Annotated in this window: 24 protein-coding genes; 14 read left to right on the forward strand and 10 right to left on the reverse strand. The window is 67.4% G+C overall.

What is annotated here, in order from left to right; genetic code table 11:
• The first annotated feature begins 1 nt into the window (after position 1).
• From cobN to FOB72_RS29415, 3 genes are all read left to right on the forward strand, one after another.
• Positions 2 to 3,814 carry a cobaltochelatase subunit CobN gene (gene cobN / locus FOB72_RS29405; RefSeq protein ID WP_150376762.1) on the forward strand — a complete coding sequence of 1,271 codons (3,813 nt, stop codon included), beginning with the start codon at positions 2 to 4 and terminating at the stop codon, positions 3,812 to 3,814.
• Positions 3,811 to 4,890 (forward strand): ATP-binding protein, encoded by a 1,080-nt coding sequence (locus tag FOB72_RS29410; protein ID WP_150376763.1) that lies wholly within the window; start codon positions 3,811 to 3,813, stop codon positions 4,888 to 4,890. The genes cobN and FOB72_RS29410 overlap by 4 nt, the downstream gene beginning before the upstream one ends.
• Positions 4,891 to 4,982: 92 nt before the next feature.
• Positions 4,983 to 5,537: a vWA domain-containing protein gene (locus FOB72_RS29415; RefSeq protein ID WP_223851635.1), complete on the forward strand. Its 555-nt coding sequence runs from the start codon at positions 4,983 to 4,985 to the stop codon at positions 5,535 to 5,537.
• Between the two features lie 18 nt (positions 5,538 to 5,555).
• Here FOB72_RS29415 and ltaE read toward each other — a convergent pair whose 3' ends face one another.
• The gene (ltaE, locus tag FOB72_RS29420) at positions 5,556 to 6,587 is read right to left on the reverse strand and encodes a low-specificity L-threonine aldolase (protein ID WP_150376765.1); all 1,032 of its coding nucleotides are present in this window, start codon (positions 6,585 to 6,587) and stop codon (positions 5,556 to 5,558) included.
• 220 nt (positions 6,588 to 6,807) lie between these two features.
• On the opposite strand from ltaE, the gene FOB72_RS29425 reads away from it, so the two are divergent.
• Complete coding sequence (locus FOB72_RS29425) at positions 6,808 to 8,028, forward strand: methyl-accepting chemotaxis protein (protein ID WP_191002306.1); 1,221 nt, start codon at positions 6,808 to 6,810, stop codon at positions 8,026 to 8,028.
• A gap of 5 nt (positions 8,029 to 8,033) precedes the next feature.
• Here the strand turns inward: FOB72_RS29425 and FOB72_RS29430 are convergent, their stop codons facing one another.
• Complete coding sequence (locus tag FOB72_RS29430) at positions 8,034 to 8,930, reverse strand: alpha/beta hydrolase (protein ID WP_150376766.1); 897 nt, start codon at positions 8,928 to 8,930, stop codon at positions 8,034 to 8,036.
• Positions 8,931 to 9,261: 331 nt separating this feature from the next.
• Between FOB72_RS29430 and FOB72_RS29435 the strand changes: the two genes are divergently transcribed.
• Positions 9,262 to 9,747, forward strand: coding sequence for a copper resistance protein CopQ (locus tag FOB72_RS29435; protein ID WP_150376767.1), 486 nt, complete (start codon positions 9,262 to 9,264; stop codon positions 9,745 to 9,747).
• 407 nt (positions 9,748 to 10,154) lie between these two features.
• Positions 10,155 to 10,775: a TetR/AcrR family transcriptional regulator gene (locus FOB72_RS29440; protein WP_150376768.1), complete on the forward strand. Its 621-nt coding sequence runs from the start codon at positions 10,155 to 10,157 to the stop codon at positions 10,773 to 10,775.
• Positions 10,776 to 10,835: 60 nt separating this feature from the next.
• Here FOB72_RS29440 and FOB72_RS29445 read toward each other — a convergent pair whose 3' ends face one another.
• The 5 genes from FOB72_RS29445 to FOB72_RS29465 all read right to left on the reverse strand — a co-directional run bounded on the left by FOB72_RS29445 (position 10,836) and on the right by FOB72_RS29465 (position 16,084).
• The gene (locus tag FOB72_RS29445; protein WP_150376769.1) at positions 10,836 to 11,603 is read right to left on the reverse strand and encodes an alpha/beta fold hydrolase; all 768 of its coding nucleotides are present in this window, start codon (positions 11,601 to 11,603) and stop codon (positions 10,836 to 10,838) included.
• Positions 11,600 to 12,628, reverse strand: coding sequence for a M14 family zinc carboxypeptidase (locus FOB72_RS29450; RefSeq protein ID WP_150376770.1), 1,029 nt, complete (start codon positions 12,626 to 12,628; stop codon positions 11,600 to 11,602). The genes FOB72_RS29445 and FOB72_RS29450 overlap by 4 nt, the downstream gene beginning before the upstream one ends.
• Positions 12,629 to 12,646: 18 nt before the next feature.
• Entirely contained in the window at positions 12,647 to 13,570 is a 924-nt protein-coding gene (locus tag FOB72_RS29455; protein ID WP_150376771.1) for a LysR substrate-binding domain-containing protein, read from the reverse strand.
• A 122-nt stretch (positions 13,571 to 13,692) separates the two neighbouring features.
• Positions 13,693 to 15,840 (reverse strand): phosphocholine-specific phospholipase C, encoded by a 2,148-nt coding sequence (locus FOB72_RS29460; protein WP_150376772.1) that lies wholly within the window; start codon positions 15,838 to 15,840, stop codon positions 13,693 to 13,695.
• A gap of 52 nt (positions 15,841 to 15,892) precedes the next feature.
• The gene (locus tag FOB72_RS29465; RefSeq protein WP_150376773.1) at positions 15,893 to 16,084 is read right to left on the reverse strand and encodes a hypothetical protein; all 192 of its coding nucleotides are present in this window, start codon (positions 16,082 to 16,084) and stop codon (positions 15,893 to 15,895) included.
• A 469-nt stretch (positions 16,085 to 16,553) separates the two neighbouring features.
• Between FOB72_RS29465 and FOB72_RS29470 the strand changes: the two genes are divergently transcribed.
• Positions 16,554 to 17,042, forward strand: coding sequence for a hypothetical protein (locus FOB72_RS29470; RefSeq protein ID WP_150376774.1), 489 nt, complete (start codon positions 16,554 to 16,556; stop codon positions 17,040 to 17,042).
• Between the two features lie 29 nt (positions 17,043 to 17,071).
• On the opposite strand, the gene FOB72_RS29475 is transcribed toward FOB72_RS29470, so the two are convergent.
• Entirely contained in the window at positions 17,072 to 18,268 is a 1,197-nt protein-coding gene (locus tag FOB72_RS29475; protein WP_150376775.1) for a DSD1 family PLP-dependent enzyme, read from the reverse strand.
• 175 nt (positions 18,269 to 18,443) lie between these two features.
• Here FOB72_RS29475 and FOB72_RS29480 point away from each other — a divergent pair, with 175 nt between their 5' ends.
• The 4 genes from FOB72_RS29480 (at position 18,444) to FOB72_RS32910 (ending at position 22,460) form a co-directional block, all read left to right on the forward strand.
• On the forward strand, positions 18,444 to 19,871 hold the full coding sequence (locus FOB72_RS29480) for a tetratricopeptide repeat protein (protein ID WP_223851636.1): 1,428 nt from the start codon (positions 18,444 to 18,446) through the stop codon (positions 19,869 to 19,871).
• A 52-nt stretch (positions 19,872 to 19,923) separates the two neighbouring features.
• Positions 19,924 to 20,274: a DUF6152 family protein gene (locus FOB72_RS29485; RefSeq protein WP_150376776.1), complete on the forward strand. Its 351-nt coding sequence runs from the start codon at positions 19,924 to 19,926 to the stop codon at positions 20,272 to 20,274.
• 2 nt (positions 20,275 to 20,276) lie between these two features.
• On the forward strand, positions 20,277 to 20,786 hold the full coding sequence (locus FOB72_RS29490; protein ID WP_150376777.1) for a hypothetical protein: 510 nt from the start codon (positions 20,277 to 20,279) through the stop codon (positions 20,784 to 20,786).
• A 126-nt stretch (positions 20,787 to 20,912) separates the two neighbouring features.
• Complete coding sequence (locus FOB72_RS32910) at positions 20,913 to 22,460, forward strand: methyl-accepting chemotaxis protein (protein ID WP_150376778.1); 1,548 nt, start codon at positions 20,913 to 20,915, stop codon at positions 22,458 to 22,460.
• A gap of 151 nt (positions 22,461 to 22,611) precedes the next feature.
• Here the strand turns inward: FOB72_RS32910 and FOB72_RS29500 are convergent, their stop codons facing one another.
• Both FOB72_RS29500 and FOB72_RS32335 read right to left on the reverse strand, forming a co-directional pair.
• Complete coding sequence (locus FOB72_RS29500) at positions 22,612 to 23,556, reverse strand: hypothetical protein (protein WP_191002307.1); 945 nt, start codon at positions 23,554 to 23,556, stop codon at positions 22,612 to 22,614.
• Between the two features lie 132 nt (positions 23,557 to 23,688).
• Positions 23,689 to 23,847 carry a hypothetical protein gene (locus FOB72_RS32335; protein WP_191002308.1) on the reverse strand — a complete coding sequence of 53 codons (159 nt, stop codon included), beginning with the start codon at positions 23,845 to 23,847 and terminating at the stop codon, positions 23,689 to 23,691.
• On the opposite strand from FOB72_RS32335, the gene FOB72_RS29505 reads away from it, so the two are divergent.
• From FOB72_RS29505 to FOB72_RS29515, 3 genes are all read left to right on the forward strand, one after another.
• Positions 23,846 to 24,049 (forward strand): hypothetical protein, encoded by a 204-nt coding sequence (locus FOB72_RS29505; RefSeq protein ID WP_150376779.1) that lies wholly within the window; start codon positions 23,846 to 23,848, stop codon positions 24,047 to 24,049. The two genes, FOB72_RS32335 and FOB72_RS29505, sit on opposite strands and share 2 nt — an antisense overlap.
• An 84-nt stretch (positions 24,050 to 24,133) precedes the next feature.
• Entirely contained in the window at positions 24,134 to 24,790 is a 657-nt protein-coding gene (locus FOB72_RS29510) for a PadR family transcriptional regulator (protein WP_150376780.1), read from the forward strand.
• Between the two features lie 33 nt (positions 24,791 to 24,823).
• Positions 24,824 to 25,636, forward strand: a complete 813-nt coding sequence (locus FOB72_RS29515; RefSeq protein ID WP_150376781.1) for a siderophore-interacting protein — start codon at positions 24,824 to 24,826, stop codon at positions 25,634 to 25,636.
• The last annotated feature ends 87 nt before the right edge of the window (positions 25,637 to 25,723 follow it).

Raw genomic sequence — 25,723 nt, forward strand, 5'->3', positions numbered from 1 at the left:
CATGCACCTGCTGTCTACCCGGCCGGGCGGCTTTGTCGAGGACAACGCCATCGTCCTGCGCATCGAGCAGACACCGGGGGACATCGTCGTGCTCAGCGCCGCCGACACCACGCTGTCGCTGCTCGCGAGCGTGGTGCCGCGCCTCGGTGCCGATTTTCCCTCGGTGCGTCTGGCCAACCAGATGTACCTGCGCCAGCCCGCGTCGCTCGACCTCTATGTCGACGAGGTCTTGCGGCATGCGCGCGTGGTCGTGGTCGATCATCTGGGCGGGGCCAGCGACTGGGCCTACGGGCTCGAGCGCTTGCCCGAACTCGCCCGCGCGCGCAATCAGCTGCTGGTCATGGGCTCCGGCGACCTTGCCGAGGACGAGAACCTGGCGCGCCATGGCAATGCGCCGGCCGCGCTGAGCCACCAGCTCTGGCACTACCTGCGCGAGGGTGGCGCGGGCAATGCCGAGCAGTTCTTTCGCTGCATCGGCCATCATGCCTTCGGCCTCGGCGAGCCCGGGCTGCCGCCGCAGGTGTTGCCGCAGGCGGCGCTCTATCACCGCGATCATGGCGTGGCCACGCTCGCGGACTGGGAGCACGAATGGTGCGCGCGCGGCTTGGCGGAAGCGCCGGTCGTGGCCGTGCTGTTCTATCGCTCCCATCTGCAGGCAGGCAATACGGAAGTATTCGATGCGCTGTGCGCGGCGTTGATGGACGCCGGCATGCGGCCGCTGCCCGTTGCGCTGACCTCGCTCAAGGAACCGATCTGCCGCGACGTGCTGCAACGGCTCTGCGATGCGCATGCGGTGTCGGTCGTGCTCAACACCACCGCGTTCTCGGCCGGCACGCCCGACGGCGGGGAGGGCGATGGCGTGGTCATCGCCAACGACGCGCCGGTGCTGCAGGTCATTCTTTCCGGCGGCAATCGCGAAGACTGGCTGGCCGACAGCCAGGGGCTGGGCACGCGCGATATCGCCATGCATGTCGCGTTGCCCGAGGTCGATGGGCGCATCATCACGCGGGCCATCAGCTTCAAGGGCCTCGCGTATCGCTGTCCGCATACCGAGGCCGATGTCGTGCGTTACCAGGCGGACGCCGAGCGCGTGGCGTTCGTCGCCGAACTCGCGCGGCGCTGGTGCCGGTTGCGCGCGCTGCCCAATGCGGAGAAGCGTGTCGCGCTGATCATGGCCAACTATCCGGCCAGCGAGGGGCGCATCGGTAATGGGGTGGGGCTCGATACGCCCGCGTCGGTCGTGCGCATTCTCTCGCTGCTGGCGGCCGAGGGCTATACGGTGGAGGCATTGCCTGCCGATGGCGATGCGCTGATGCACGCGCTGACGCAGGGCGTGACCAACGACCTCGATCAGCATGCGGTGCGGCCCGCGTTCCAGAGCCTGGCGATGGATCGCTACCGTGCGTGGTTCGCGTCGCTGCCGGCCGAGAACCGTCATGCCGTCATCGCCCGCTGGGGCGAGCCCGAGCAGGACCCCATGGTGCGCGCGGGGCGGTTCATGATCGCGGGCGTGCGCAGCGGGCATCTGTTTATCGGTATCCAGCCCGCGCGGGCCTATGGTGTGGACGACTACGCGAGCTATCACGACGCGGAGCTCGCGCCACCGCATGGCTACCTCGCGTTCTATCTGTGGCTGCGCGAGGTGTTCGCGATCGATGCGGTGGTGCATGTGGGCAAGCACGGCAACCTCGAATGGCTGCCGGGCAAGAGCGTGGCCCTCTCCGCGGCGTGCTGGCCCGATGCGATTCTCGGGCCGTTGCCGCATCTGTATCCGTTTATCGTCAACGATCCGGGCGAGGGCGCGCAGGCCAAGCGCCGCGCGCAGGCGGTGATCATCGACCATCTGATGCCGCCGCTGACGCGGGCCGAGAATTATGGGCCGCTGCAGGATCTGGAGCGGCAGGTGGACGAGTACTATGAAGCGCTGACGGTGGACCCGCGGCGCGCGAAACTGTTGCGTCGCTCGATCCTCGATACGATCGTGAACCAGCAGCTGCATCGCGAACTCGGTTTCGAGGCGCCTTCCGGTGGCGACGAGGAAGACGCGCTGCTCAACCGGACCGATGCGTGGCTGTGCGAACTCAAGGAGTCCCAGATCCGCGACGGGCTCCACGTATTCGGCGCCTCGCCGCACGGCACGCAGCGGCGCGACACGCTGGCGGCGCTGGCCCGCTTTCCGGCGGGCGACGGTGTCGGCTTGCTCCACGCACTGGCAAAGGATCTGGCCCTCGACTTCGACCCGCTCGACGCGGACTGGGCCGCACCGTGGCACGGGCCCCGGCCCGCGTTGCTGACGGGCGTCGATGCCGGGCCATGGCGACATCATGGCGACACGCGCGAGCGGCTGGAGTTGCTGGCGCTGGCGTTGCTGGAAGACATGTTGGGGGACGCGTTGGCGGGTGCGCCGGAGAGCGATAGCGCGATGGCGCGCACGGACCTGCCCAACACGCGCCGCGCGCTGCACCACATCGCCAGCGAGCTCCTCCCGCGCCTCGACGCCTGCGGCGATCAGGAACTGTTGCAGCTGAAACGCGGCCTGAACGGCCAGTTCGTTCCCCCGGGCCCGAGCGGCGCGCCCTCACGCGGTCGCCCCGACGTGCTGCCGACCGGCCGCAATTTCTACTCGGTGGACACGCGCGCCGTGCCCACGCGCACCGCGTGGACGCTTGGCGTGCGTTCCGCGGACCAGCTCGTCGAGCGCCACCTGCAGGAGCATGGCGAGTACCCGAACGCGGTTGGCCTGTCCGTATGGGGCACGGCGACCATGCGCACCGGCGGCGACGATATCGCGCAGGCCATGGCGCTGCTCGGTGTGCGTCCCAAATGGGCCCCGGGCAGCCATCGCGTGGTCGACTTCGAGATCCTGCCCGTCTCGACCTTCAACCGCCCGCGCATCGACGTCACGCTACGCGTATCGGGCTTCTTCCGCGATGCCTTCCCGGGCCTCGTGCAACTGTTCGATGCCGCCGTGCACGCGGTGGCGGCGCTCGACGAGAGCGAGGACGTGAACCCCATCCGCGCGCGCGTGCTGGCCGAACGTGCGCGGCTCCAGGCCGAGGGCGTCGACGACGCCACGGCAAGCGAGCGTGCGACCTGGCGCGTGTTCGGCGCAAGACCGGGCGACTACGGCACGGGCCTCCAGCCGCTGATCGACAGCCGCCGCTGGCAGGACGACGCGGACCTGTCGCATGCCTATCTGCATGCGGGCGGCTATGCCTATGGCCAGCGCGCCGACGGCATCGATGCACGGGAGAGTTTTGCCACGCGGCTCGCGGAGATCGACGCGGTGATCCAGAATCAGGACAACCGCGAGCACGATATCCTCGACGCCAACGACTACTACCAGTTCCAGGGCGGCATGGTTGCCGCCGTACGGCATCTCGGCGGCACGCAGCCCGCGATCTATCATGGCGATCACGCCAACCCCTCCGCGCCACGGGTGCGCACGCTCGGCGAGGAGATTGCACGCGTCATCCGCACGCGCGTGGTCAACCCCAAGTGGATCGACGGGGTCAAGCGCCATGGCTACAAGGGCGCGTTCGAGATGGCCGCCACCGTCGATTACCTGTTCGGCTACGATGCCACCGCGCGCGTGGTCGCCGATCATCAGTACGCGCTGGTGGCCGACGCCTATGTCAACGACGATGCCACGCGCGACTGGATCGCACGGCATAATCCCCGCGCGTTGCAGGGCATCTGCGAACGCCTGCTCGAAGCGATGGAGCGTGGGCTGTGGCAGGAGCCCGGCGACCAGCGCGCGCGTATCGAAGCGCATCTGCTCGACAACGAGCAACGGCTCGAAGGACATTCATGACCGCCTCGGCAAGACCGATCTTTCCTTTCTCCGCACTGGTTGGCCAGGAGCGTCTGCAGCTCGCGCTGCTGCTCGCGGCCGTGGACCCCGGCATCGGCGGCGTTCTCGTGACGGGGCCGCGCGGCACCGCCAAGTCGACGGCCGCGCGCGCGCTGGCCGAGCTGTTGCCCCATGGCCATTTCGTGACGTTGCCGCTGGGCGCAAGCGAAGAGCAACTGACGGGTACGCTCGATCTCGGACATGTATTGCAGGAGGGGCAGGTGCGGTTTGCGCCGGGGCTGCTCGCGCGCGCGCACGACGGTGTGCTGTATGTGGACGAGGTCAACCTGCTGCCCGATCCGCTTGTCGATCAATTGCTCGACGTCGCGGCGAGCGGGGTCAATGTGGTCGAACGCGATGGGGTCTCGCATCAGCATGAGGCGCGGTTCGTGCTTGTCGGCACGATGAATCCGGAGGAGGGCGACCTGCGGCCGCAGTTGCTCGATCGCTTCGGTCTGGCACTGGCCATCGGCAATTACGACGATCCCGTGGCGCGGCAGGCCATCGTGCGGGCGCGGCTGGCGTTCGATGCGGATCCTCAGGGGTTTCGCGCGAGCGTCGCGGCGCGCCAGCGCGATCTCGCGGCGCGTGTGGCCGACGCCCGCGCGGGGCTGCGATCGCTGGCGTTCGACGATGCGGTGCACGCGCGCGTGAGCGTGCTGTGTATCGCCGCCGCGGTGGACGGCGTGCGCGCGGACCTCGTCATGCTGCGCGCGGCCCGTGCGCTGGCGGCGTGGGAGCGCGCGCCGTCGCTGACCACGGCGCATGTGGACGCGGTGGCTGACCTTGTGCTCTACCACCGCCGGCAGGCGTCGCAGGGGGGCTCGCCAGACGAGCGTGGCACGGCCGAGTCGTCGCCGGGCTCGCCATCGGACCCGTCATCGGACCCGCCATCGGACCCGACGTCGGGCGCGCCAGAGGCGCAGCCGGGCAACGATGAATGGGGCGCACTGCCACCGCCAACGGAGCAGGCCACCCCCGTAGCCCACGTCAAACCGCTGAAGCCCTTCGGAAAGCTACCGCCAAAAAAAGCCTAGGCCACCGGCGCGATACGCCCGCCAGACAGGGCGGCGCCCGGTGGCATGCCCCTCGCGGTGGCAGCGCACGCGGCCTGCAGCCGGGCACACGCGTGCACTGGCCGCGCACGCTCGCGCGCAAGGGCCGGGATGCGCTTGACGCATCGCACCTCCGTTACCGCGACGCGGACGCGCGTGCGGGCGTGCTGCATTGTTTCGCGCTGGATTGCTCGGGCTCGATGCTGCAGGCAAGGCAGTTCGCATTTGCCAAGGGCGTATTGCTCAGGCTGCTGGAGCGCGCGTACCAGTCGCGCGGCGACGTGGCACTGGTGTGCTTCGCCGCGAGCCGCGCCGAAGTCCGGCTACAACCGTCCCGCGCGCGTCCGTGGAACGAGTCCTGGCTCCGCCCGATTCGGGGGGGCGGGGGCACACCGTTGACGCTGGGCATGGCCCGCGCCGACCAGCTATTGGCCGGGCACGCCCGGCGCGCGCCTGCCCAGCAACGATTGCTATGGGTGCTGACCGACGGCCGCACCAACGACGCACCGCCTCGCCCGGCGTGGGCGGACCACGTCGTAGTGGTCGATATGGAGCGCCACGCGTTGCCGCTGGGACGGTGCCGATTGCTCGCGGAGAGATGGGGCGCGGAGTATATGCCCGCGCCTTGAGGGTGGCCTGTTTCCGCTTCAACGCGAAGCAAAGAATCCCTGCACGGCCTCCACCGCCGCCTCCACCGCCGCCCGCCCCACATCCAGATGCGTGACCCACCGCTGCTGCGTGGCGCCATAAGCAGACGTCACCCCGAGCCCAAGCTCCGCCACATGCGCCGCCAGTGCCGCCGCATGCTCGGCCGGCACCGTCACGAACACGATGTTCGTGTCCGGCATCACCACCTTCAATGCCGGCACCTTCGCGAATCCTTCCGCCAGCCGCCGCGCATTCTCGTGATCGTCCGCGAGCCGTGCCACATGGTGCTCGAGCGCATGGAGCCCCGCCGCGGCCAGAATGCCCGCCTGCCGCATCCCGCCGCCCAGCATCTTCCGCAGGCGCCGCCCCTTGCCGATCAGCTCGGCCGAGCCCACGAGCACCGAGCCGACCGGCGCCCCGAGCCCCTTCGACAGGCAGACCGACACCGAATCGAACGGCCGCGCCAGCACATCGGCCGCGACGCCCGAGGCCACCGCCGCATTGAACAGCCGCGCCCCATCGAGGTGGCACGCGAGCCCACGTTCACGCGCCAGCGTCGTGGCCTCGACCACATAGGTCTGCGGCAGAATCCGCCCACCGATCGTGTTCTCGAGCGCCAGCAGCCGCGTCCGCGCAAAATGCGGATCGTCGGGCTTGATCGCCGCCGCGATATCGTCCAGCGCCAGCGTGCCGTCCGGCTGGTTCGCGATCGGCTGCGGCTGGATGCTCCCGAGCACCGCCGCGCCACCCGCTTCCCAGCGATAGCAGTGCGCCATCTGCCCGACGATATATTCGTCGCCCCGCCCGCAATGCGCCATCAGCGCAACGAGGTTGGACTGCGTACCGGTCGGCACGAACAATGCCGCTGCCTTGCCCAGCATCTCCGCGGCACGCGCTTCGAGCCGCGTCACGGTCGGATCGTCCCCGAACACGTCGTCGCCGACCACCGCCTCGGCAATGGCCGCGCGCATCGTCGGCGTGGGGCGGGTCACGGTATCGCTGCGGAAATCGTATCGAATCGGGGTGCTCATGGCTGGGGTCCTCGTCGGCCGGTTGGCGTGCAAAAACGCGCGTGAAAACAGCAATGATGGCACGCCCGGGCGTCGCTTGCCGCACCGCATCGACGGTTCGCCGCATTGCACGAACGATCGCGCTAAAGATTGCCCGCTCATCTGCCGTTAGGACAGCGATCGAACGACGAAAGCCCCGCGGGATCCCCCACGCGAGGGCGCAAGAGGAGCGGGAGCACCCATGGCTTTGACGAACTTGAGCATTCGCGCACGCATAGGCATCGCCTTTGGCGTGGTATTGATCGTGATGGCGGTCATCATGGCCGTGGCGCTGGGACGCGTGACGCAGCTCGAGGCGCGGCTGGCGGCGAAGCCGGCGGCCGCCGAGACCGTGGCCACCGCGGACGACGACAGTACACGCGCTATCGTCTACGGCCTCGGCGTGTTCGCGCTGCTGGCGAGCGTGGTGGCCGGCATCGGCATCGTGCGCGGCATCGAGTCGCCGCTCTCGGAGGCGGTCTTTATCGCGGAAACGGTCGCGGCCGGCGACCTGAGCAAGGAATTCGAGACCGATCGCGGCGGCGAGTTCGGCCGGCTGCTCGGCGGCCTCGGCGAGATGGAGGACATGCTGACGGACCTCGTCACGCGCATCAAGGCCGCAACGGATGCGATCTCGGTGGCATCGCACGAGATTGCCGCCGGAAATACCGATCTGTCCCAGCGTACCGAGGAGCAAGCCGCCACGCTCGAGGAAACCGCATCGAGCATGGGTGAACTGACGTCGATGGTGAAGCTCAATACGGACCGCGCGCGCACGGCCAACACGCTCGCGGGCGAGGCGTCGGGCATCGCCGAACGCGGTGGCGCGCTGGTTGGCAGCGTGGTGGAGACCATGGAGGCCATCAACACGAGCTCGCGCAAGGTCACCGATATCATCGCCGTGATCGAGGGCATCGCGTTCCAGACCAACATCCTCGCGCTGAACGCCGCCGTGGAAGCGGCCCGCGCGGGCGAGCAGGGCCGCGGGTTCGCGGTCGTGGCGGGCGAGGTGCGCACGCTCGCGCAGCGCAGCGCCGCCGCGGCCAAGGAGATCAACGTGCTGATCAGCGATTCGGCGCGGCAGGTGGAGAGCGGCTCGGCGCTGGTCGGGCAGGCCGGCGAGACCATGAAGGAGATCGTCCAGGCCGTGCGCCGCGTGACCCAGATCCTCGCGGAGATCGCCACTGCGTCCGATCACCAGAGCACGGGCATCGCGCAGGTGAACGAGGCTGTGGCGCAGATGGATACGGTCACGCAGCAGAACGCGGCGCTCGTGGAGCAGGCCGCCGCGGCGTCGGCGGCGCTGGCCGACCAGGCGCAACAGCTGCAAAGCGTGGTGGGCGAGTTCAAGCTCGACGACGAGCCGGCCTCCCCCCGCCCCGCCGCGCGGCCGGCCCAACGTCCGGCGCTCGCGCACGCCTGACCAGGCTAGCCTCCCGAGGCGGGGTCACGCAGGTCATCCGACCGCAGATAGGGAATCACCGGCGCCCAGAACGCCGCGAGCCAGTCCGGATGGGTCGCGGCGTTGTGGGGCAGGTCCTCGAACGTCACCAGCCGGCTGGCGCACCGCGCCACGCGCGCGAGCTGCTGGCCGTGGCTATAGGGAATGGTCGCGTCGATCCGGCTATGCAGCAGCATCAGCGGCATCCGCAGCCGGCAGACCCGCGCCGCGTTATCCCACGGGTCCGGCAGCATCCACGCCATCCACCCCGGTACGCGTCCCGTCGCTACCGCCGCGGCACGCGCCGACGAGAATCCCGCGCCGATGATCGCGCCCACCGGTGCCGGCTGCAGCCGGTGCAGCACGTCGAGCAGAATCCCGGACCCCAGCGAGTAGCCCAATACGTAATGCCGCACGGCCCGCGGCGTGGCCGCACGGAAATGCGCATAGGCGGTCTTCGCATCCTCCCGCAGATTGCGCACCGTGGGCCGCCCGGTGCTCGAGCCGTAGCCGCTGTAATCGAAGACGAACGACGAAATCCCCGCCGCATGGAGCAGCGCCTGCACGGGCGCCCAGTCCGACAGGCACTCCGAATTGCCATGGAACACACAAAGCGCCGGCGCATCCGGTGCCGTGGCCTGCACAAAACAGCCATGCAGCGTGCGATCGCCGCTCGCGAACTTGAGAGAGACGGAAGGCGCCCCCATCTGTTCAGGCGTGACGGCATGGTCCGGGCAGGTATTGAACGCGGCCCGCTCGACCGAGCGGAACAGCAGTTGCCGGCCCACGGCAGCGGCCGCCAGCAAGGCCAGCAGCGCCGCGGCGCGCCCCGCTGGCAGTCGTGAGGCCGTGCGGGCTGGCGGATTCGGGTCGATCGCGGTCATGGATATCGGGGGCAGTGGCGCCAGGGGTTTGGCGGCCACCAGACTGGGCCGCAGGCCGATGCTATCGCATCGATAGAAACTATTTAGGCCGGCATCGCAAAAAACACCTTGCTTATCTATCTAGTAGTAGATATTATTCGATCCATGGTCGCGACGCAGTCAGCGTCACAAACCAGCAGCACAGCAGTCAGTACCGGGAGTCGGTCTTTTTTTTAACGCTGGATCTCTACCTACCAGTAGATGTAGCGAAAAACGAAAAAAGACCGCAACACAGACATCGGGCCCGATCGAGCGTCAACCTCGTAGCGCCCAAACGAAACGGAGCTAGATCATGAACGCCAAGATTATCCTTACCGCCGCCGCCCTTGCCGCCGCTTTCATCGGTGGTGCCGCCCAAGCCGCACAAGGTTCGCGTGACCCGTACCTCGACGGCGCCCGCACCATCAGCGAACCGCGTAGCACGTTCACCGACGGTGCCCGCATCAGCAACCGCGATGGTTTCACCGACGGTGCCCGCACCGCCGACCCGTACCTCGACGGCGCCCGCGTCGGCAAGGCTGACCCCTTCACCGACGGTGCTCGCATCGTCGCCGGTCTGGACCGCGTGGGTGTCTCCGCCGAACCGAGCCGCAAGGTTGACCCGTACACCGACGGCGCCCGCGATATCAACCGCCCGCGCAACCCGTACTACGACGGTGCCCGCTCGACCGATGTCTACACCGACGGTGCCCGCACCGTAGCCGGCCTTGATCGTACCGGCGTCTCCGCTGAACCGTCGCGTCAGTTCGATGTGTTCACGGATGGCGCGAATGCCTGACGGCAAGCTTTGATGGCAGGTGACATATCCGGTCTCCTGCCTGATACGCCGAAGCCGTCAGGACGCTTCCGGCGCGCGGACCCTCTCTCCCCGCGCGGCGGTGTTTCCTGACGATTGCGGCAGATCCGGCAGGAGCCTCATGAGGGCTCCTGCTTCAGTTGTAAGAACCAGAAGAAGAAAGGAGTTTCATCATGAGTATCCGGAACAGTGCCTTGATCCTCGGCGGGTGGGTAGCCCTCAGCCTGATCAGTGGCTCGGCCGTCATGCTGGTGGCGCAAACGCTGCCTGCATAAGCCCCCTGTGCCCCATCGGGCAGATTCGGGAAATTCCCGGTTGAGTATCTATCTTCGTGTAGATAAACTTCCGGCATACGCAATTCTGGACGCGGTGTCCGCCTCCTCGGGAATATGAAAACGCAACCTGTTCGCGAGCAACTGCTCGAGCACACGCTGGTACTGATTCGCCGCCGCGGTTTCAACGGCTTCAGCTACCGCGATCTGGCCGAACTGGTCGGGGTCAAGACCTCGAGCATTCACTATTACTTCCCGTCGAAGGACGATCTGGTCCTGGAGGCCGTGAAGACGTACAGCGCGCGCATTACCGAGCGCATGCGGAACATCGACCCGGAACTGCCGTTGCTGGACCAGGCCCGCCAATACCTGGAACCGATTCGCGCAACCTGCGGCTCGGACCAGATCTGCCTGGCGGGCATGTTGTCCACGGAAGTCCTGAGCCTGCCCGAGTGCGTGCACAAGGTGCTCAAGGACTTCTACGCGGTCAACGAAGCCTGGCTGACGAAGCTGCTCGAGAAAGGCCAGGAACAACGCGACATGCCGTACCCGGTGCCGCCGGCCATGCTGGCGCAGGTGGTCTACGGTGCGCTGCAAAGCGGCCTGATCGCGGCGCGCCTGTTCGGCAACCAGGAACGCGTGGAAGCCGCGGCCCACACGCTGCTCGGCGCGCTGGAAAACGTCAAGTGCCCGAATCAGCTGGCGGCGGAAGCCGCCGCGGCCGCCGCAGTGGTCTGATCGCCGCCGCACCTGCAAGACAAGAAACCCCGCTTCGCGGGGTTTTTTTATTGGCGGTCCTTATTGCTGGCTGAAGCGCGCGACCCTCTCGCACACCCAGTGCGGATCGTCATGGGGGAGGTCGTGGCCGGCCCACGGGTGCTGGCGGTGGGCGACCTGCCATGCGGCTTCGAGTTGCCGGGTGCAGATGGGGTTGACGAGGCGGTCTGCCGCCGAGGACAGCAGCAGGGTAGGGCAGGCGGGGCGCGCCGGTTGCGCCTGGTAGCGGGCGGCCGCCATCAGCTGTTGCCACGCGGCACGGCGGGGCACCGGGGCGGACCGCGCGATGGCGACCCATTCGGCGAGGTCCGCGTCGCGGGTGTCGAGCCGTTCGCAGGTCAGCCGGTGGATCGTGCGCTCGCAGCGCACGCGGTCGTCCCAGTGGCGGGCCATCCCGAGCAGTGCGGCCCACGTGTCGGGGCGCAGCCGTTCGGTGACGCCGCTGAACGGGCGCAGGCTCGTGTTGACGAGCACGAGGCCCGCGATCTCGTCGGGATATTGCTGGGCCCAGTCCGTGGCGACCATGGCGCCGAGCGACATGGCGAGGACACGATAGGGCGCCTTATAGGGAGCCGTATGAGGCGGCAGCATCGCCTGCCGCGCGGCGGCCCGCACATGTTCGCGTATGCCGCCCACGGTCGCGGGCACGGGCACCCCGCGCTGGGCGCCATTGCCGGGCAGGTCGATCGTGACCGGTCGCCCCAGGCCGTGAGATTCCCACAGCGCCGGCAGCGTGCCCCAGTGGCGCGCCTCACGCGTCAGTCCACGCAGGAAGATCCAGGTCGTCATGGCGCGGGCGGTCCTTCCCAATGCCGGCGCGCCTGCTCGTCCAGCAGCGCGCGCCGTTCGCCCTGCGGCAGCCACCGCTCTGGCGAGAACGCGATGCGGCCGAGAAAGTCGAACAGGCTCACATGCCGCCGCAGCACGCGCGCGGTGCGATGCGCCTTGATCGGGTTGAAGATGCCCGCGCGCGAGAACAGCTGCCGCGGATTCTTCTTGATCCAGAGCCACGACCCGAGCTCGAGTGTCATCGGCAGAAACAGATGCCGCGCGGGCGTGCGGTCATACGCGTAATCCCAGAGGTCGCCGTGCAGCAGATACTGGTGGCTCTGCGGCTCGAACGCATAGCCGTGGTGCGGATGGGCCTGCTCGAACATCGTCTTGAGCAGATACATCTCCGGCAGATGCGGCATATGCGCGTGCGTGCGCGCATACGGAAACCAGATGCTGTCGCGCCAGCCATAGCCCGAGTGGCAATCCACCGCGAAGCTCAGTGGCCGCGACAGCAATTCTTTTTCGACGACGCCAAGCAGTGCCGCGCTCTCCGGCTCCATCGGCGCGCCCGCGCGTCCGCGAAACCACGGCAGCCACGGGCCAATGCGCTGGCCTCCCGCGAGAAACGGCACGCGGGCATCGGCGTTCTGCGGGGCATTGCGCATGAGGTCCACGCCATTCGGATTGGCTCGCCGGCCGGTCCACATGCCGCCCGGGTTGACGATCGGCATGAACACGAGCCGCACGGCCTGCAGTTCGCGATGCAGCAGTTCGTCCCATTGCAGGCGGCACAGCAGCGCGCGCATATAGTCGAGCACCAGTTGCGTGCCGATGCGTTCGAGCCCGTGAATGCCGCCGAAGATGCCGATGGCCGGCGCGTCCGGCGAGTCGGAGCCGAGCGCGGCTACATGCACGCCGAATGCGCGATCGCCGACGGCCACGCTGCAGACCTCGCGCACCTCGAACCACGATGCGCCCAGCTCCAGCAGTGTCATCAGTTGGTCATACTCGGGAAAGCCGGCGGGGCCCGTCGCGGTCATGAGGAGATCATCGGGCAGTCATGATTCGTGCGTTGGCGTGCGATCGCGCAATCCGTTCACTATAGGCGTCCCCGCGGCAGGTGTGGGCAGCACCACGCAATCGAGCAGGGCCGTGACGAGACGCGTGGCGCGCCGCGCCTGCAGGCAGTACAGATATTCGTGGATGACAGGCGATGGCCCCGCGAACGGAATCGCGCGTAGCGACGGATCGCGCGGCACCTCGCCCACGGGCATCACGCTTACGCCGAGGTTGTGGCGAATGGCCTCGCAGATGGCCTCGCGGCTGCCGATTACCGTATGCGGCGGCAGTTCGAGGCTGGCGGCGGCCAGCGCGGTCTCGGTGGCCTCGCGGGTCATGGAGCCGCGCTCGCGCACGAGCAGGTGGTGGCGTGCGAGCTCGGCGATGTCGATGCGTGCCTCGCGTGCCAGCGCATGATCGGGATGCGCGACCACGACGGTCGGGTCCGCGGCGAGCATCACGCGCGTCAGCCGGTCGTCGTCCACCGCATGGGAAGACACCGCGGCGTCGATGCGATAGTCGAACAGCGCGTCGAGCACGGTCTTGGAGTTGCCGGTCTCGAGCGTGACGCCGATATCGGGATAACGCTGGCGGAACGCGGCAATGCTGCGCAGGATGTAGAACGGCCCGGTGGCACCGATGCGCAGCTTGCCGAAGCGCAGGCTGCCGGCATTGCGGAGCAGGAAATCGGCGTCGCCTTCCTGCTGCATCATCTGTTCGGCAAGCGGCATCAGCGCGATGCCGACATCGCTGAGATCGACGCGGCTCGCGCGGCGGTGGAACAACTCGACACCGTAGATTTCTTCCAGTTGGCGGATGCGGCCCGTGACGGTGGGTTGGCTGATGCGGAGCTGCCTGGCAGCGGTGGTGATGCTGCCCTGGCGCGCGACTTCGAAGAAGGTCACCAGCAGGTCACCAAGCATGTAGGGTCTGATCGAGGCGGGACGACCAGCGAGAGTAGCGTGCGATTGTGACAATCTGGAGACGACATGATGCCCCGCGCTTCATGAAAGAAGCGCGGGGCGTCGGACATCGGCGGTGACGCCTAGCCGCCCATCGCCGGATCGGACACGCCGTCCTTGCCGTTCTCGAGCCGGCCCGCAAAGCGCCGCGTGAAGCCGCCCTGCGCGGTGGTCACCGTGAAGTCATACCAGTTGCCCTGCGCGGCCAGTGCCCAGTTCCTGTCCACGCTCTTGCCCGCCGGCACCGCGACGGTCTCGGGGCTGAAGCCGGGGTAGGCGTTCGGCGTGATCGTGAACGTGCACGCCGTGGCGCCGCGATTGATCAGCGTGAGGTAGACGCTGGCGTTGGCTTCGTCGTAGCAGACGCGGATTTCCGGCGCGGAAGCGCCCGACCCCGTTGCCGTGCTCGCATCGCCCGAGAACGAACGATGGAAACCGTTGGGGCCGACCACCCACAGGTCGTAGCGGCCGTTCAGCAGCGTGAACACGTCCCACCTGGCGTCGATCTCCTTGCCCGGGTCCACCGCATAGCGGCGCGGCACGTCCGCGAGGTGCAGCTTGTCGTAGACGTGGAATACCGCCGCCTGCGTGCCGTCGTTCTTGAACTTGAGCCACATCGCGCGATTGACCGGGTCTTCCAGGCCGCTCACGTGCAGCGTGTAGGGCAGCTTGCGCGATGGCCGCGTGCCGGCGGCCTGCTTGGGCAGCACCTGTGCGGCCACCGTCGGCTGCGCGATCTGCGGCAGCGCTTCCTGCGCGGTGCGCAGGTTGTCCGCATCGGCCTTCTGCATGGTCGGCAGCGTGGGCAGCGCGTTGGCATTGGGGTTCACGAAGTCGAACGCGCTGGTCAGGTCGCCCATTACCGCGCGGCGGTACGCGCTGATATTGCTCTCCACCACGCCGAAGCGGGCTTCGAGGAAGCGCAGCACCGACGTATGGTCGAACACCTGCGAATTGACCCAGCCGCCGCGGCTCCACGGCGATACCACGTACATGGGCACGCGCGGGCCGGGACCGTAGGGCTGCTTTGTCGTGTGGTACTCGCCATCCGTGCTCATCGTGGCGGCGCCGATCGGCTGGCCGCTGGCGTCGAGCGCGGGCACGGCCGGGGGCGGCACGTGGTCGTAGAAGCCGTCGTTCTCGTCGAAGTTGATGAACAGCACGGTACGCGCCCAGATATCGGGGTTGGCCGTGAGCGCGTCGAGCACCTGCTGCGTGTACCAGGCCCCCTGCACGGGGCTCGAGGGCCCGGGGTGCTCCGAGTACGTGGCCGGGGCCACGATCCACGACACCTGCGGCAGCTGGCCCGCGGCGATATCGTCGCGCAGCGCCTGCAAAAAGCCGCCGTCGGGCATCGTGTTGCCAATGCCCTTGTAGAGCGGGCTCACGGCCTCGTCGGCGGTCGTGTACGCGGGATACGGCGCGCCGTTGATCTGGTTGCCGCGCGCGGCGTTGGCGGCGCGATATTGCTGGAAACCCGCGAGCGGGTTGTCCGTGAAGTTGTCCGGCATGTTCTGGTAAACCTTCCAGCTCACGCCCGCTTCGTGCAGGCGCTCCGGATAGGTCTTCCAGGTGTAGTTGATGTTCGTGGCTTCGAGCGAGTCGCCGCTGTTGTCGATGACGGGGCCGCCATGCGCGCCGGTCGGATCGTTCGTGCCGGTCCAGTGGAACAGGCGGTTGGTGTTGGTGCCGCCGTGGAAGCTGCAGTGGTATGCGTCGCAGATCGTGAAGGCGTTGGCCAGCGCGTACTGGAAGCCCGCTTCCGCTTCGGTGTAGTACCCCATCGATTGCGGCTGCTTGAACGTAGGCCAGCGGTTCATGCGGCCGAGGTCCCATGCGTTCTGCGCGTCGGGGAAGCTGTGCGGCGTGCCGTTGACGCGCTGCGCGTTGCCCTTGCTGCTGTCGAGGTGATACGGCGTGAGGGTGCGCGTGACGCCCGTGCTGGCGTTGATGTACGTCTGCTGAAAAACGTTGAGACCGCCGGCGAGCGGAATCGGGAAGCGGTCACCGAAGCCGCGCACGCCCTTGAGGGCGCCGAAGTAATTGTCGAAGGAACGGTTCTCCTGCATGAGGACAACCACGTATTCCACGTCGCGGATGGACTTCGTGGCGTTGTTGGCGGGAATGGCCAGTGCGCGGCGGATGGCTGGCGGGAAGGCGGCGAGGGCGGCCGTGGCGGCGACGCCGGAGCCTGCCATCTTCAGAAAGTTGCGTCGGCTGTTCGAGTTCATGGCGAGTCGATGAGGTTGCTTGCCGGTAGGCGTTTGGGGGGCGATGCGGGCCTCAGGGCGCGCACTTCATCTGGGGCGTGACGGTGCCCGGTGGCGTGGTGCCGCCACCGGCGGGCGGCGTGGTCGGATTGCTGCCGTTATCGGCATCGCTGCCGCCGCAGGCGGCGAGCGCGGCGCAGAGCGCCAGGGCGGCCAGCGGCGCGAACGGGCGCGCGCGGGTCAGGGTACGAAGGACGAAGGTCATGGTGGGGTTCTCTCTTGCGGAGGACGGGACGTACGCTGCAGATCGTAGGAAGGGGCGTTTTCGCCGCAATGACATTCGGCGCAAGAATGCCGATGTCGGTATTGACGCTTTTGTGTGTCGTGTTTGTGACGTGGACGACATGTGATCGATGCCTCGCAGCGTCGGGTTTTGTGCGAAAAACCGCGGCAGATACCAAACAGGTGCTGCGACGCAGCAATGGCTGTGCTATGGTTTTTAGACTTCGCCCTCTACTCAAGGCCTGCGCGGCACGAGTGCGGATCGGCTATGGTCTTGCCCTACGATTTGAAAACCCGCGCTGGCACTGGCTTTGCGGGTGACAAAGGGGTCTGGAATGCGGGTTCGCGCCGCCAGGTGGTGCACACGTCATGCGCTCCAGCCCTGCTTGTAAACACGCCCTTTGGTCACCAATGTGGCTGTAGAAGGGACGTTTGCAGGGAGCTGCTTGGAAATGGATGCTGATTCACCTTATGTCTGGCACTACACGGTAGGCACGCCGCTGGCGGCCATCGCGCGTTCGGGGCAGCTCGTGCCCGGCGCCGGGGGCGCGTGCGGACACGCGGCCGAACCGTGCCAGAAGATCCTGTGGTTCTCGCGGAACCAGCAATGGGATCCGTCGGCGAGCAAGGACGACAAGCTGCGCGCGGACGCGCGCGGCCTGAGCCGCGCGGCGCTGCATGCGCGCTTCGGTCTCTACCGGTTCGGATTACGGGCCGACGACCGCCGGCTGTTACCGTGGCCGACCGTCACGCGGGTGGCGGACATGGATGTACCCGACGCGATGACGATGGTCGCGAGTGGGCTGCGCTGTGGCGCGGCACCCACGGACTGGATCGGGACGCTCACCGATGTCCCCGTGAGCGACCTCGTGTTCGAGGCATGGAATGGCCGCGGCTGGATCGCCGCGGACCTGTACGAGCTGGCGGCCCAGCTCGCCTGATACGGTTGTTTGAGTTTTAGCGGCTGAATCTAGCGGCTGAACCCGCGCGCGGCGATCGGCCAGACGGCCTCCACCACTCCCGCGCGCACGCAGACGAGGTCGTCGTAAAGGTTCAGCGTCGGGTCGCAATGGCCCGGCACGAGCAGCACGCGGCTGCCGAGCGCCGGCAGCGCATCGATCCCACCCCCCTCCGCCACGGGCTTCACGATGCCATGCTCGTCGTTGGCCGCGGTGTACACCAGCGTTTGCGAGGGCGCGTTTGCCTGCTCGCTCCACACCCACGGCAGGCCCGAATCCACGGCCATCGACTTGAGCCCGGCGTCGAGGATCACGCGGTCGCCCGCGGCCACGCTCATTACCGTGCTCGCGATAAACAGGCCGTGCGCGAAGCGCATCGTGCCCGTAAAGGCGTTGCTGGCGTAGTCGGCGTCCATGAACACGTACGAACCGGGCTGGATCTCGGTATAGACCCCGCTCTGCAGGTCGAACTCCACGCTGCCGCTGCCGCCACCGGTGACCACTTCGCATTCCACGCCGGCCGCGCGCAGTTCGGCGACCACGGCGGCCGTGCGGGCGGCCGCGCTGGCCGCCGCATCGCGGCGCTCGTTCCAGTCGCGAAGATGCTGGATGCCGCCGTGATAGGCCTGCAGCCCGCGCATATGCAGGCGCTCGAAGGTGGCGATACGCCGGGCCAGGCGCAGCGCCGCGGGCGCGTCGGGCACGCCGCAGCGGCCCTGGCCCACGTCGATTTCCACGAAGACATCGAGCCGGCTGTCGGCGCGGTCGCATGCCGCCGCGAGCACGTCGATCTGCGCGACGTCGTCCACGCATACGCTCAGGCGCGCATGCCGCGCGAGCTTCGCGAGCAGATCGGCCTTGGCCGGGTTTGCGGGGTTCAGCGCGACCTCGTTGCTGATATGGATGTCCGTGACGCCCGCGGCGACGAACGGCAGCGCCTCGCTGACCTTCTGGCAGCACACGCCCACCGCGCCGCGCGCGATCTGCGCGAGCGAGATGTCGGGGCATTTGTGGGCCTTGGCGTGCGGGCGCAGCTTGATGCCGGCGGCATCGGCCACGGCCTGCATGCGATCGAGGTTGGCCTCGAAGGCGTCGAGGTCCAGCACCAGCGAAGGAGTGTCGATATCGGCGACGGACTGGCCCGGGCAGGCCGCGGCGGGAAGAGTCAGGGACACGGCTTCGTAGGTGTCGCGGGAGGCGGAGCGCATGGGCGTGGCAGTGGCATGGAGGAGCGAGGAGCGTAGCATGGGTGCCTGCAAGTGTGGAGAGGGACGCCTGGCGCGGGCGGCCTCCCGCCGCCTTCGGGGGCCGGCCCGCCTTGCGTCGGCGCGCCTGTTGACTACGATGAGGGGATGTCCGCGCAGACGACGACAAGGGGACGCGATGGCACAGACGGACTTCAGGGGCCTGCACGTATCGCCCGCGAGCGCGCATTCGCTCGAGCGGTACGAGGCCGCGCTCAACCTGCTGCATGGGTATTACGGCGATCCGCTGTCCGTGATCGACGGCGCGCTGGTCGACGATCCCGACTTCGCGATGGGCCACGCACTGCGTGCCGGCCTGATGGTGACGTCCGGCGACGGGACCGCGGAGCCGATGCTGCGGCAGAGCGTGGAAGCGGGCGAGGCGCTGGGCGCGCGCGCCAACGAGCGCGAACGCCGGCATTTCGCGGCGGCGCGGGCCTGGCTCGACGGACGGTTCTCGCAGGCCGTGCAGGCCTACGGCGATATCGCCGTCGATTATCCGCACGATATCCTTGCGATTCAGGTCGCGCATATCGGCGATTTCCTGCTGGGCCAGTCGAGCATGCTGCGCGATCGCATCGCGCAGGTGCTCCCGCACTGGAATGCGAACGTGCCCGGCTACAGCTATCTGCTGGGCATGCATGCGTTCGGGCTCGAGGAGATGCAGCGGTACGAGGATGCCGAGGCGCGCGGGCGCGAGGCCGTGGCGCTCAACCCGCGCGATCCGTGGGCGATCCACGCGGTGGCGCATGTCATGGAGATGCAGGGGCGCCTCGACGCCGGCGTCGATTGGCTGACCGCGCGCCGCGAGGACTGGGCCGAGGACAACATGCTCGCCGTTCACAACTGGTGGCACCTCGCGTTGCTGTTGCTCGAACGCGAGCAGCACGATGCGGTGCTCGCGCTCTACGACGATCATGTCGCGCGGCCCGCGCCGGCGGTCGCGCTCGACCTCGTGGATGCCGCCGCGCTGCTGTGGCGGCTGCATCTGCGCGGCGTGGACGTGGGCAACCGGTGGATCGACGTGGCCGACGACTGGCAGTCGCGGGGCGCGGCTGGATACTATGCGTTCAACGACGTGCATGCGATCATGGCGTGTCTTGGAGCCGGGCGCATCGACGATGTGGCGGCCCTGCACGCTGCCATGCAGGAGGCGGCGGCACAGGGCGGCGCGGGCAATGCGCACCACGCGGGCAACACCAACAGCACGATGACGGCCGAGGTCGGGCTGCCCGTGGCCGAGGCGTTGATCGCGTTCGATCGCGGCGATCATGACAAGGCGATTGCGCGGCTGATGCCGGTGCGGCAGATCTGCCATCGCTTCGGCGGCAGTCACGCGCAGCGCGATGTCTTCACGCTGACGCTGATCGAGGCGGCGCTGCGCGGCGGCCGCGCGAATCTTGCCGATGCCTTGCTGGCCGAGCGTGCCGCGCTCAAGGCGATGAATCCCGCGCTCGGCACGATGATGCGGCGCGCGCGGACGTTGCGCGAGCCCGGTGGATTGTCCTCGGCGACGCCCGACAGTATTGCGCACCCGCCGCCGGAGTCGCCGCGGTTTGATGCCTGAAGCTGGATGCCTGAAGTTTGACGCCTGAAGTCTTTCGACAAGGAGTGTTCGCATGCACCATCCCCGTCGTTTGTTGCTGTCGCTCGCGTTCGCCGTCAGCCTGCCGGCATTCGCGCATCATGGCTGGTCCACCTATGACGATACCAGGCCGCTGACCGTGACCGGCAAGGTCGTCGAAAGCCACTACAGCAATCCGCACGCCACGATTACCGTCGAAGCGAGCGGCAAGCGATGGTTCGCGGTGCTCGCGCCCGTCTCGCGCATGGAGTCGCGCGGCGCCACCGCCGACAAGGTCGCCGTCGGCCGCGAAGTCACGATGGTGGGCTACGCCAGCAAGGAGAAGGCCGACGAGATGCGGGTCGAGCGCATCACGCTCGACGGCAAGACGGTCGAGTTGCGCTGACGGTGGCGACCCCGGTCGCTGTCACCGAGTGGGCCGCCCAGCTTGCGGCGCTGCCCGTATCGGCCACGCTGCGTGCGTCCGCGTGGGCCTATCCGATCGTCGAGATTTTTCATCTCGCTGGCATGGCGCTGTTGTTCGGCTCGATCGTCGTCGTCGATATGCGGCTGGCGGGGTTCGGCCGGCAGTTGCCGGTCACCGTGCTGCTGCGCCATGCGCTGCCGCTATCGGTCGTCGGCTTCCTGCTGATCGCCGCGAGCGGCGTGCTGCTGTTTCTTGCGCATGCCGACGACCTGGTCGGCAACCGCGCATTCGTCGTCAAGACCCTGCTCGTGCTGCTCGGGCTGGCCAATGCGGCGTGGTTCCATATGGGGCCGTATCGCGAGCTGCTGCGGCCCGGCAGCCGCTGGGAAGCCGGTGGAACGCCTCCGGCGGGCGCGCGGCTCTGTGCGTGGATCTCGCTCGTGACGTGGGGGCTCGTGATTTGCGCGGGACGGTTGATTGCTTATATGTAGCCTCTGCCGTCAAGTGCAGAATCGCAGAAATTTGATGTAACGCAAACGTGTGCGTGGAAGGTCTCAAGGTTCGGGGCGAGGCGTCGTTAAGCCGGTACCGACTGATCGATCGAATCTGACAACTCCATGCAAAACGTAAGCATCCGCCACGGCCTGCTGGCAACGCTGGCGATTTTCGGCCTTATGCTCGTTCTTGGCGCCGCCCTCGGCGTGCTCGAACTGCGCGAGTCGAAGTCCTCCCTCGAACGCGCGCATCTGGTGGCTTCCCGCGCGCTGCTGCTCAACGACGCCTACAAGGACATGATGCGGGCGCGCTCGGCGCTCACGCGTGCCTACAGCTCCAGCAAGGAGAACGGCAAGGTCAGCGACGAGGCGCTCGGCATGGCGGACAAGTTCATCGCCAAGTCGAAGGAGGAGCTCGACGCGTTCGAGAAGGCCGAGACCTTCGCGGGGCAGGATGCGAGCACGCGCGAGGACATCATTGCCGTGGCCCGCGGGCATATCGATGCGGGGCAGCGCGCGGTGGCGGCGCTGCGCAAGGATGACACCGCGGGCTATACCGCGATCAACGAGAAGGATATCGTCGGCTTCGGCACGAAGCATTCGGCCGGTGTCGAGCGGTTCCAGCAACTGGCGTTGCGCCTCAATGACGAGGAACTGGCGCGCAGCCAGACGCGTTATCAGCGCGTGATCGTGCTTGTGATCATCGGGCTGACGCTGTCGGCCGCGCTGATCGTGGCCGTGCATCTGGCGCTGCGCAGCCTCGTGGTGGCGCCGCTGACCAAGGCATCGGACCTGCTGATGCGCGTGGCCGAGGGCGATCTGACGATTACCGTGCCCAGGGCCGGCACCAACGAGATCGGGCAGGTACTCGACGCGCTCGCGCGCATGCAGCATGGGCTGACGGAGACGGTGCTCAAGGTGCGGGCGAGCTCCGATGCGGTGACGATCGGCGCGCGCGAGATCGCGGCGGGGAATACGGACCTGTCGTCGCGTACGGAGCAGCAATCGTCGGCGCTGGAGGAAACGGCGGCGAGCATGGAGCAGCTGACCTCGACCGTGAGCAACAACGCCGACAGCGCCTCGCGCGCGAGCGAACTGGCCAGCAGCGCGGCCCAGCTGGCCACGCGGGGCGGGGAGGTGGTGCGCGGCGTGGTGCAGACGATGAGCGAGATCAACACGAGCTCGCAGAAGATCGTGGACATTATCGGCGTGATCGACGGCATCGCCTTCCAGACCAACATCCTGGCGCTGAACGCCGCGGTGGAAGCCGCGCGTGCAGGCGAACAGGGCCGCGGGTTCGCCGTGGTCGCCGGCGAAGTCCGCGCGCTCGCACAGCGCAGCGCCGGTGCCGCGAAGGAAATCAAGGCGTTGATCGATTCGTCGGTCGGCAAGGTGGATGCCGGCAGCGTGCAGGTGGAGCAGGCCGGCAGCACGATCGGCGAAATCGTTTCCGAAGTCCGCCGCCTGGCCGACCTCGTGAACGAAATCTCGGCGGCATCGGGCGAGCAGTCGTCGGGCATCGCACAGGTGAGCTCGGCGGTGTCGCAGATGGAACAGGTCAACCAGCAGAACGCCGCACTGGTCGAACAGGCCGCGGCCGCGGCCGATTCGCTGGAAGCCCAGGCCAACCAGCTGTCGTCGGCGGTGATGACTTTCAAGCTGGCGGCGTAGGGGCTTGTTGAGGACGCGGCGGCGGCCGTCTCATATGCGCCAAAACGATGACTCGTATGAGCAGGGGATGCCACGTGGGTAGGGGGAACGGATCCACAGGCCGAACTCCGCGCGGTTCCGTTCGCCCAGCGCAGTTGCCTGTAGCGCGTCCTTAGAAACTCGCCGCGAAACCGAACGACACGCCGGAGACGTTGTTGCCGAACACGTACCGCACCACGGCGCGGATGCGGGTCACGAAGACTTCGTGGGCGCTCGTGTCCAGTTCCAGTCCCGTGCCGACCGTGGTCAGGTAGTTGAAGCCCAGTGCGCCGGCCTGGTTGCCAAAGTACTGCGAGTGGGAGAGCTCCAGCACATAGCGGACCGGGCGGTCGAGGGCGCGGAGGCCGGTGGGGGCGCGCCAGCGTGCGTAAAGGCTGGCGGTCTGCGCGGCCGAGGACGCGCCGATGCCATACGATGTCCCGAAGCTGCGCAGATAGATGTTCGTGTAGCGCAGTTCCAGATCGAGATCGTTCTCGCCGCGGTGGCTCTCCCAATCCAGCATCACCGATCCGCCTATCCCATAGGCGTTCATCGATCCATCCTCGAGAAACATGATGTCGCGGTCGGTCTTCTGTTCGACCGCGAACTTGGCCACCGAGATATCGCTTGCGACGCGTCCGATCGATGCGTTGAGGATGGGCCGGAACACCAGCTCCTTGCTCTCGGTCAGCGGAAAATCCCAGCCCACCCCGACGGTGCCCGCGAACGTGTTCCATTTGGTCGGCACGCGGCGCGTTTCCTGGCCATTCGAGGCGACAAAGGTCGGGTCGTACCGGTTGTAGGCTACCGAGCCCTCGAGGTATAGCGGGAACGACTTGCTGAGCGTAAAGCCGCCGCCGAGCTGCCAGAGCGTGATATCGGGATTATCGGTACTGGTATTGCTGATGGACAGCGAACTGGACGCCAGATCGGGCACGACCGCGAACGACATCAGCGTCAGCACCGCATTCGCCTGCTTCTGGACGTTGGCGCCGACGATGCCGAACGTCTGCGCGCGCGACGGCGCCGGCGAAGCGAGCAGGCTCATCGTCAGCAGGATGGTCAGGAGGACTCGCATGTGCACGTTCTTGTCGCGCATGGGTGGATTGATCTTCCGTCATCCGCTCCCGAGATTGAAGTGAATCTTTTCCTCGGCGCAGGAAATATCTTCGACGCCGGTGACGACGTTCAAGCCGTCGGCGCAGCGCGCTTAGCCCTTGCCGACATCCGAAACGATGGCGATGAAGTTGTCGATCATTGCGCTGCGCGCGCTACGAAGCGAGACCGCGGCAACGGGGTAGGTGATGGGGGTGCCGTCCTCGTGGACCAGATCGACGTATGCGATGCCCTGCAGCTGGAACGCTCGCATGGGCCTGGGGACCACCGCCAGGTTTTTGGCCTATCAGCAATCGCGCTACCTGCGCACCGCGCGCGTGCAACTGACCTCTCGCATGTACGGGGAGCTCTATCACGCCAAGGGGGTAGCGGCGGAACTCCGCAATGCGCTGCTGTCGCAGACGAGCGCGGCTCAGGCCCGCCAGCATCTGTCCTGGCTGTTCCATGGCATCTAGCCGGCGCGTTATCGCATCCTCGCCTTGACCTTTTTTGTCGCTCTGTATATCGTAAGATATGTTTTACGATATTCGGAGCGACGCATGCTTCACCTTAACCATCATTTTCATGCCCACCTGCACAAACTGCGCGCGCACATGATGCATCGCCATGGCGGCGGGTTCTGGAGCAGCGGCGGCCGCCCCGAATGGGACGGCGGCGACGGGGCGGACGGATTTGGCTCGGACGACGGCTGGCGGCGCGGGCGGAAGTTCAGCGCCGAAGACCTCCAACTGCTGCTGCTGTCGCTGCTCGAGGAAAAGCCTTCGCATGGGTACGAGCTGATCAAGGCGCTCGAGACCCGGACCGGTGGGTTCTACAAGCCGAGTCCCGGCGTGGTCTACCCCGCGCTGACGTTTCTCGAGGACCTCGGGTATGCGAGCGTCGATGCGGAGGGCAACAAGAAGCTGTATCGGATTACCGAGACCGGCGTTGCCTATCTGGAAACGCATCGCGAACGCGTGGCATTGATGGTTGGCAAGCTGCGGCACGTGGCCAAGAAGATGGACTGGATGCGGCGCGCGATGACGGGCATGCCGCAGCAGGATCCCGAGCAGGGCGGCTGGCTGCCGGAGTTCGTTGAGGCGCGCATGCGGCTCAAGCGCGCGCTGGCGCTGGCGACCGACGCCGCGCCGGACGAGCAGCGGCGGATTATCGCCATCCTCGATCGTGCCGCGCGCGAGATCGAGAACAAGGGCTGAGCCTGCCATATCGACACCACTGGATACCCCTATATGAATGCTCCACGCGATCTGACCGTTCAACGTGTTCGCCATACGCTTCGCATGCGCCAGCTTCAGGTGCTGCGCGTCCGGAAAATATCGTCGCAACTGCTGCGCGTAACGCTCGGCGGTCCCGACCTTGCCGACTTCGTGTCCGCATCGTTCGACGACCATATCAAGGTGTTTTTCCCGGCGGCGGGGCAGGAGAAGCCCGTGCTGCCGGAGGTGGGACCCGAGGGGATCACGTTCCCCGAAGGGGCAACGCGCCCGCAGGCGCGCGACTACACGCCGCGTCGCTACGACCCGGTGGCCCAGGAACTCGATATCGAGTTCGTGCTGCACGGCGACGGGCCCGCTTCCACATGGGCCGCGCAGGCGCGGCCGGGCCAGTACCTCGGCGTCGGCGGTCCGCGCGGTTCGTTCGTGATTCCGCGCGAGTTCGACTGGCATCTGCTGATCGGCGACGACACCGCGCTGCCCGCGATCGGGCGGCGCCTGGAAGAGCTCGGGACCGATGCGCGCGCGGTGGTCGTGCTCGAAGTGTCCGACGCGGGGTCGCATATCCCGCTCGTGACGGGACCGAATATCGAGGTGCATTGGGTCCATCGCGAGGATCGTCCCGAAGGCAGCATGCTGCTGCCCACGCTGCGCTGGGTCAGCCTGCCCGAAGGCGATGGCTACGTGTGGGCCGCGGGCGAGGGCGCGGCCATGCGCGAGGTGCGCAAGTACCTCGTGGAAGAGCGTGGCGTCGACAAGTCGCGCATTCGAGCATCGGCCTACTGGAAGCGCGGCAATGCCGCCGTGCACGAGACGATCGACGATTGAGCGAATGAGCGTTTGAGCGACTGAGCAATTGCAGCGCAATGCGGAAGGCGGGCGGCTACACTGCAAGCACGCCCATCCTCCGGAGAT

The organism is Cupriavidus pauculus (assembly GCF_008693385.1).
Lineage (GTDB): Bacteria > Pseudomonadota > Gammaproteobacteria > Burkholderiales > Burkholderiaceae > Cupriavidus > Cupriavidus pauculus_D.

What these genes read in the sequence shown, in the direction of transcription:
- cobN (WP_150376762.1), top strand. Translation starts at nt 2, where the DNA reads ATGCACCTGCTGTCTACCCGGCCGGGCGGCTTTGTCGAGGACAACGCC.
- FOB72_RS29410 (WP_150376763.1), top strand. Translation starts at nt 3,811, where the DNA reads ATGACCGCCTCGGCAAGACCGATCTTTCCTTTCTCCGCACTGGTTGGC.
- ltaE (WP_150376765.1), bottom strand. Translation starts at nt 6,587, where the DNA reads ATGAGCACCCCGATTCGATACGATTTCCGCAGCGATACCGTGACCCGC.
- FOB72_RS29425 (WP_191002306.1), top strand. Translation starts at nt 6,808, where the DNA reads ATGGCTTTGACGAACTTGAGCATTCGCGCACGCATAGGCATCGCCTTT.
- FOB72_RS29430 (WP_150376766.1), bottom strand. Translation starts at nt 8,930, where the DNA reads ATGACCGCGATCGACCCGAATCCGCCAGCCCGCACGGCCTCACGACTG.
- FOB72_RS29435 (WP_150376767.1), top strand. Translation starts at nt 9,262, where the DNA reads ATGAACGCCAAGATTATCCTTACCGCCGCCGCCCTTGCCGCCGCTTTC.
- FOB72_RS29440 (WP_150376768.1), top strand. Translation starts at nt 10,155, where the DNA reads ATGAAAACGCAACCTGTTCGCGAGCAACTGCTCGAGCACACGCTGGTA.
- FOB72_RS29445 (WP_150376769.1), bottom strand. Translation starts at nt 11,603, where the DNA reads ATGACGACCTGGATCTTCCTGCGTGGACTGACGCGTGAGGCGCGCCAC.
- FOB72_RS29450 (WP_150376770.1), bottom strand. Translation starts at nt 12,628, where the DNA reads ATGACCGCGACGGGCCCCGCCGGCTTTCCCGAGTATGACCAACTGATG.
- FOB72_RS29455 (WP_150376771.1), bottom strand. Translation starts at nt 13,570, where the DNA reads ATGCTTGGTGACCTGCTGGTGACCTTCTTCGAAGTCGCGCGCCAGGGC.
- FOB72_RS29460 (WP_150376772.1), bottom strand. Translation starts at nt 15,840, where the DNA reads ATGAACTCGAACAGCCGACGCAACTTTCTGAAGATGGCAGGCTCCGGC.
- FOB72_RS29465 (WP_150376773.1), bottom strand. Translation starts at nt 16,084, where the DNA reads ATGACCTTCGTCCTTCGTACCCTGACCCGCGCGCGCCCGTTCGCGCCG.
- FOB72_RS29470 (WP_150376774.1), top strand. Translation starts at nt 16,554, where the DNA reads ATGGATGCTGATTCACCTTATGTCTGGCACTACACGGTAGGCACGCCG.
- FOB72_RS29475 (WP_150376775.1), bottom strand. Translation starts at nt 18,268, where the DNA reads ATGCGCTCCGCCTCCCGCGACACCTACGAAGCCGTGTCCCTGACTCTT.
- FOB72_RS29480 (WP_223851636.1), top strand. Translation starts at nt 18,444, where the DNA reads ATGGCACAGACGGACTTCAGGGGCCTGCACGTATCGCCCGCGAGCGCG.
- FOB72_RS29485 (WP_150376776.1), top strand. Translation starts at nt 19,924, where the DNA reads ATGCACCATCCCCGTCGTTTGTTGCTGTCGCTCGCGTTCGCCGTCAGC.
- FOB72_RS32910 (WP_150376778.1), top strand. Translation starts at nt 20,913, where the DNA reads ATGCAAAACGTAAGCATCCGCCACGGCCTGCTGGCAACGCTGGCGATT.
- FOB72_RS29500 (WP_191002307.1), bottom strand. Translation starts at nt 23,556, where the DNA reads ATGCGAGTCCTCCTGACCATCCTGCTGACGATGAGCCTGCTCGCTTCG.
- FOB72_RS29505 (WP_150376779.1), top strand. Translation starts at nt 23,846, where the DNA reads ATGGGCCTGGGGACCACCGCCAGGTTTTTGGCCTATCAGCAATCGCGC.
- FOB72_RS32335 (WP_191002308.1), bottom strand. Translation starts at nt 23,847, where the DNA reads ATGCGAGCGTTCCAGCTGCAGGGCATCGCATACGTCGATCTGGTCCAC.
- FOB72_RS29510 (WP_150376780.1), top strand. Translation starts at nt 24,134, where the DNA reads ATGCTTCACCTTAACCATCATTTTCATGCCCACCTGCACAAACTGCGC.
- FOB72_RS29515 (WP_150376781.1), top strand. Translation starts at nt 24,824, where the DNA reads ATGAATGCTCCACGCGATCTGACCGTTCAACGTGTTCGCCATACGCTT.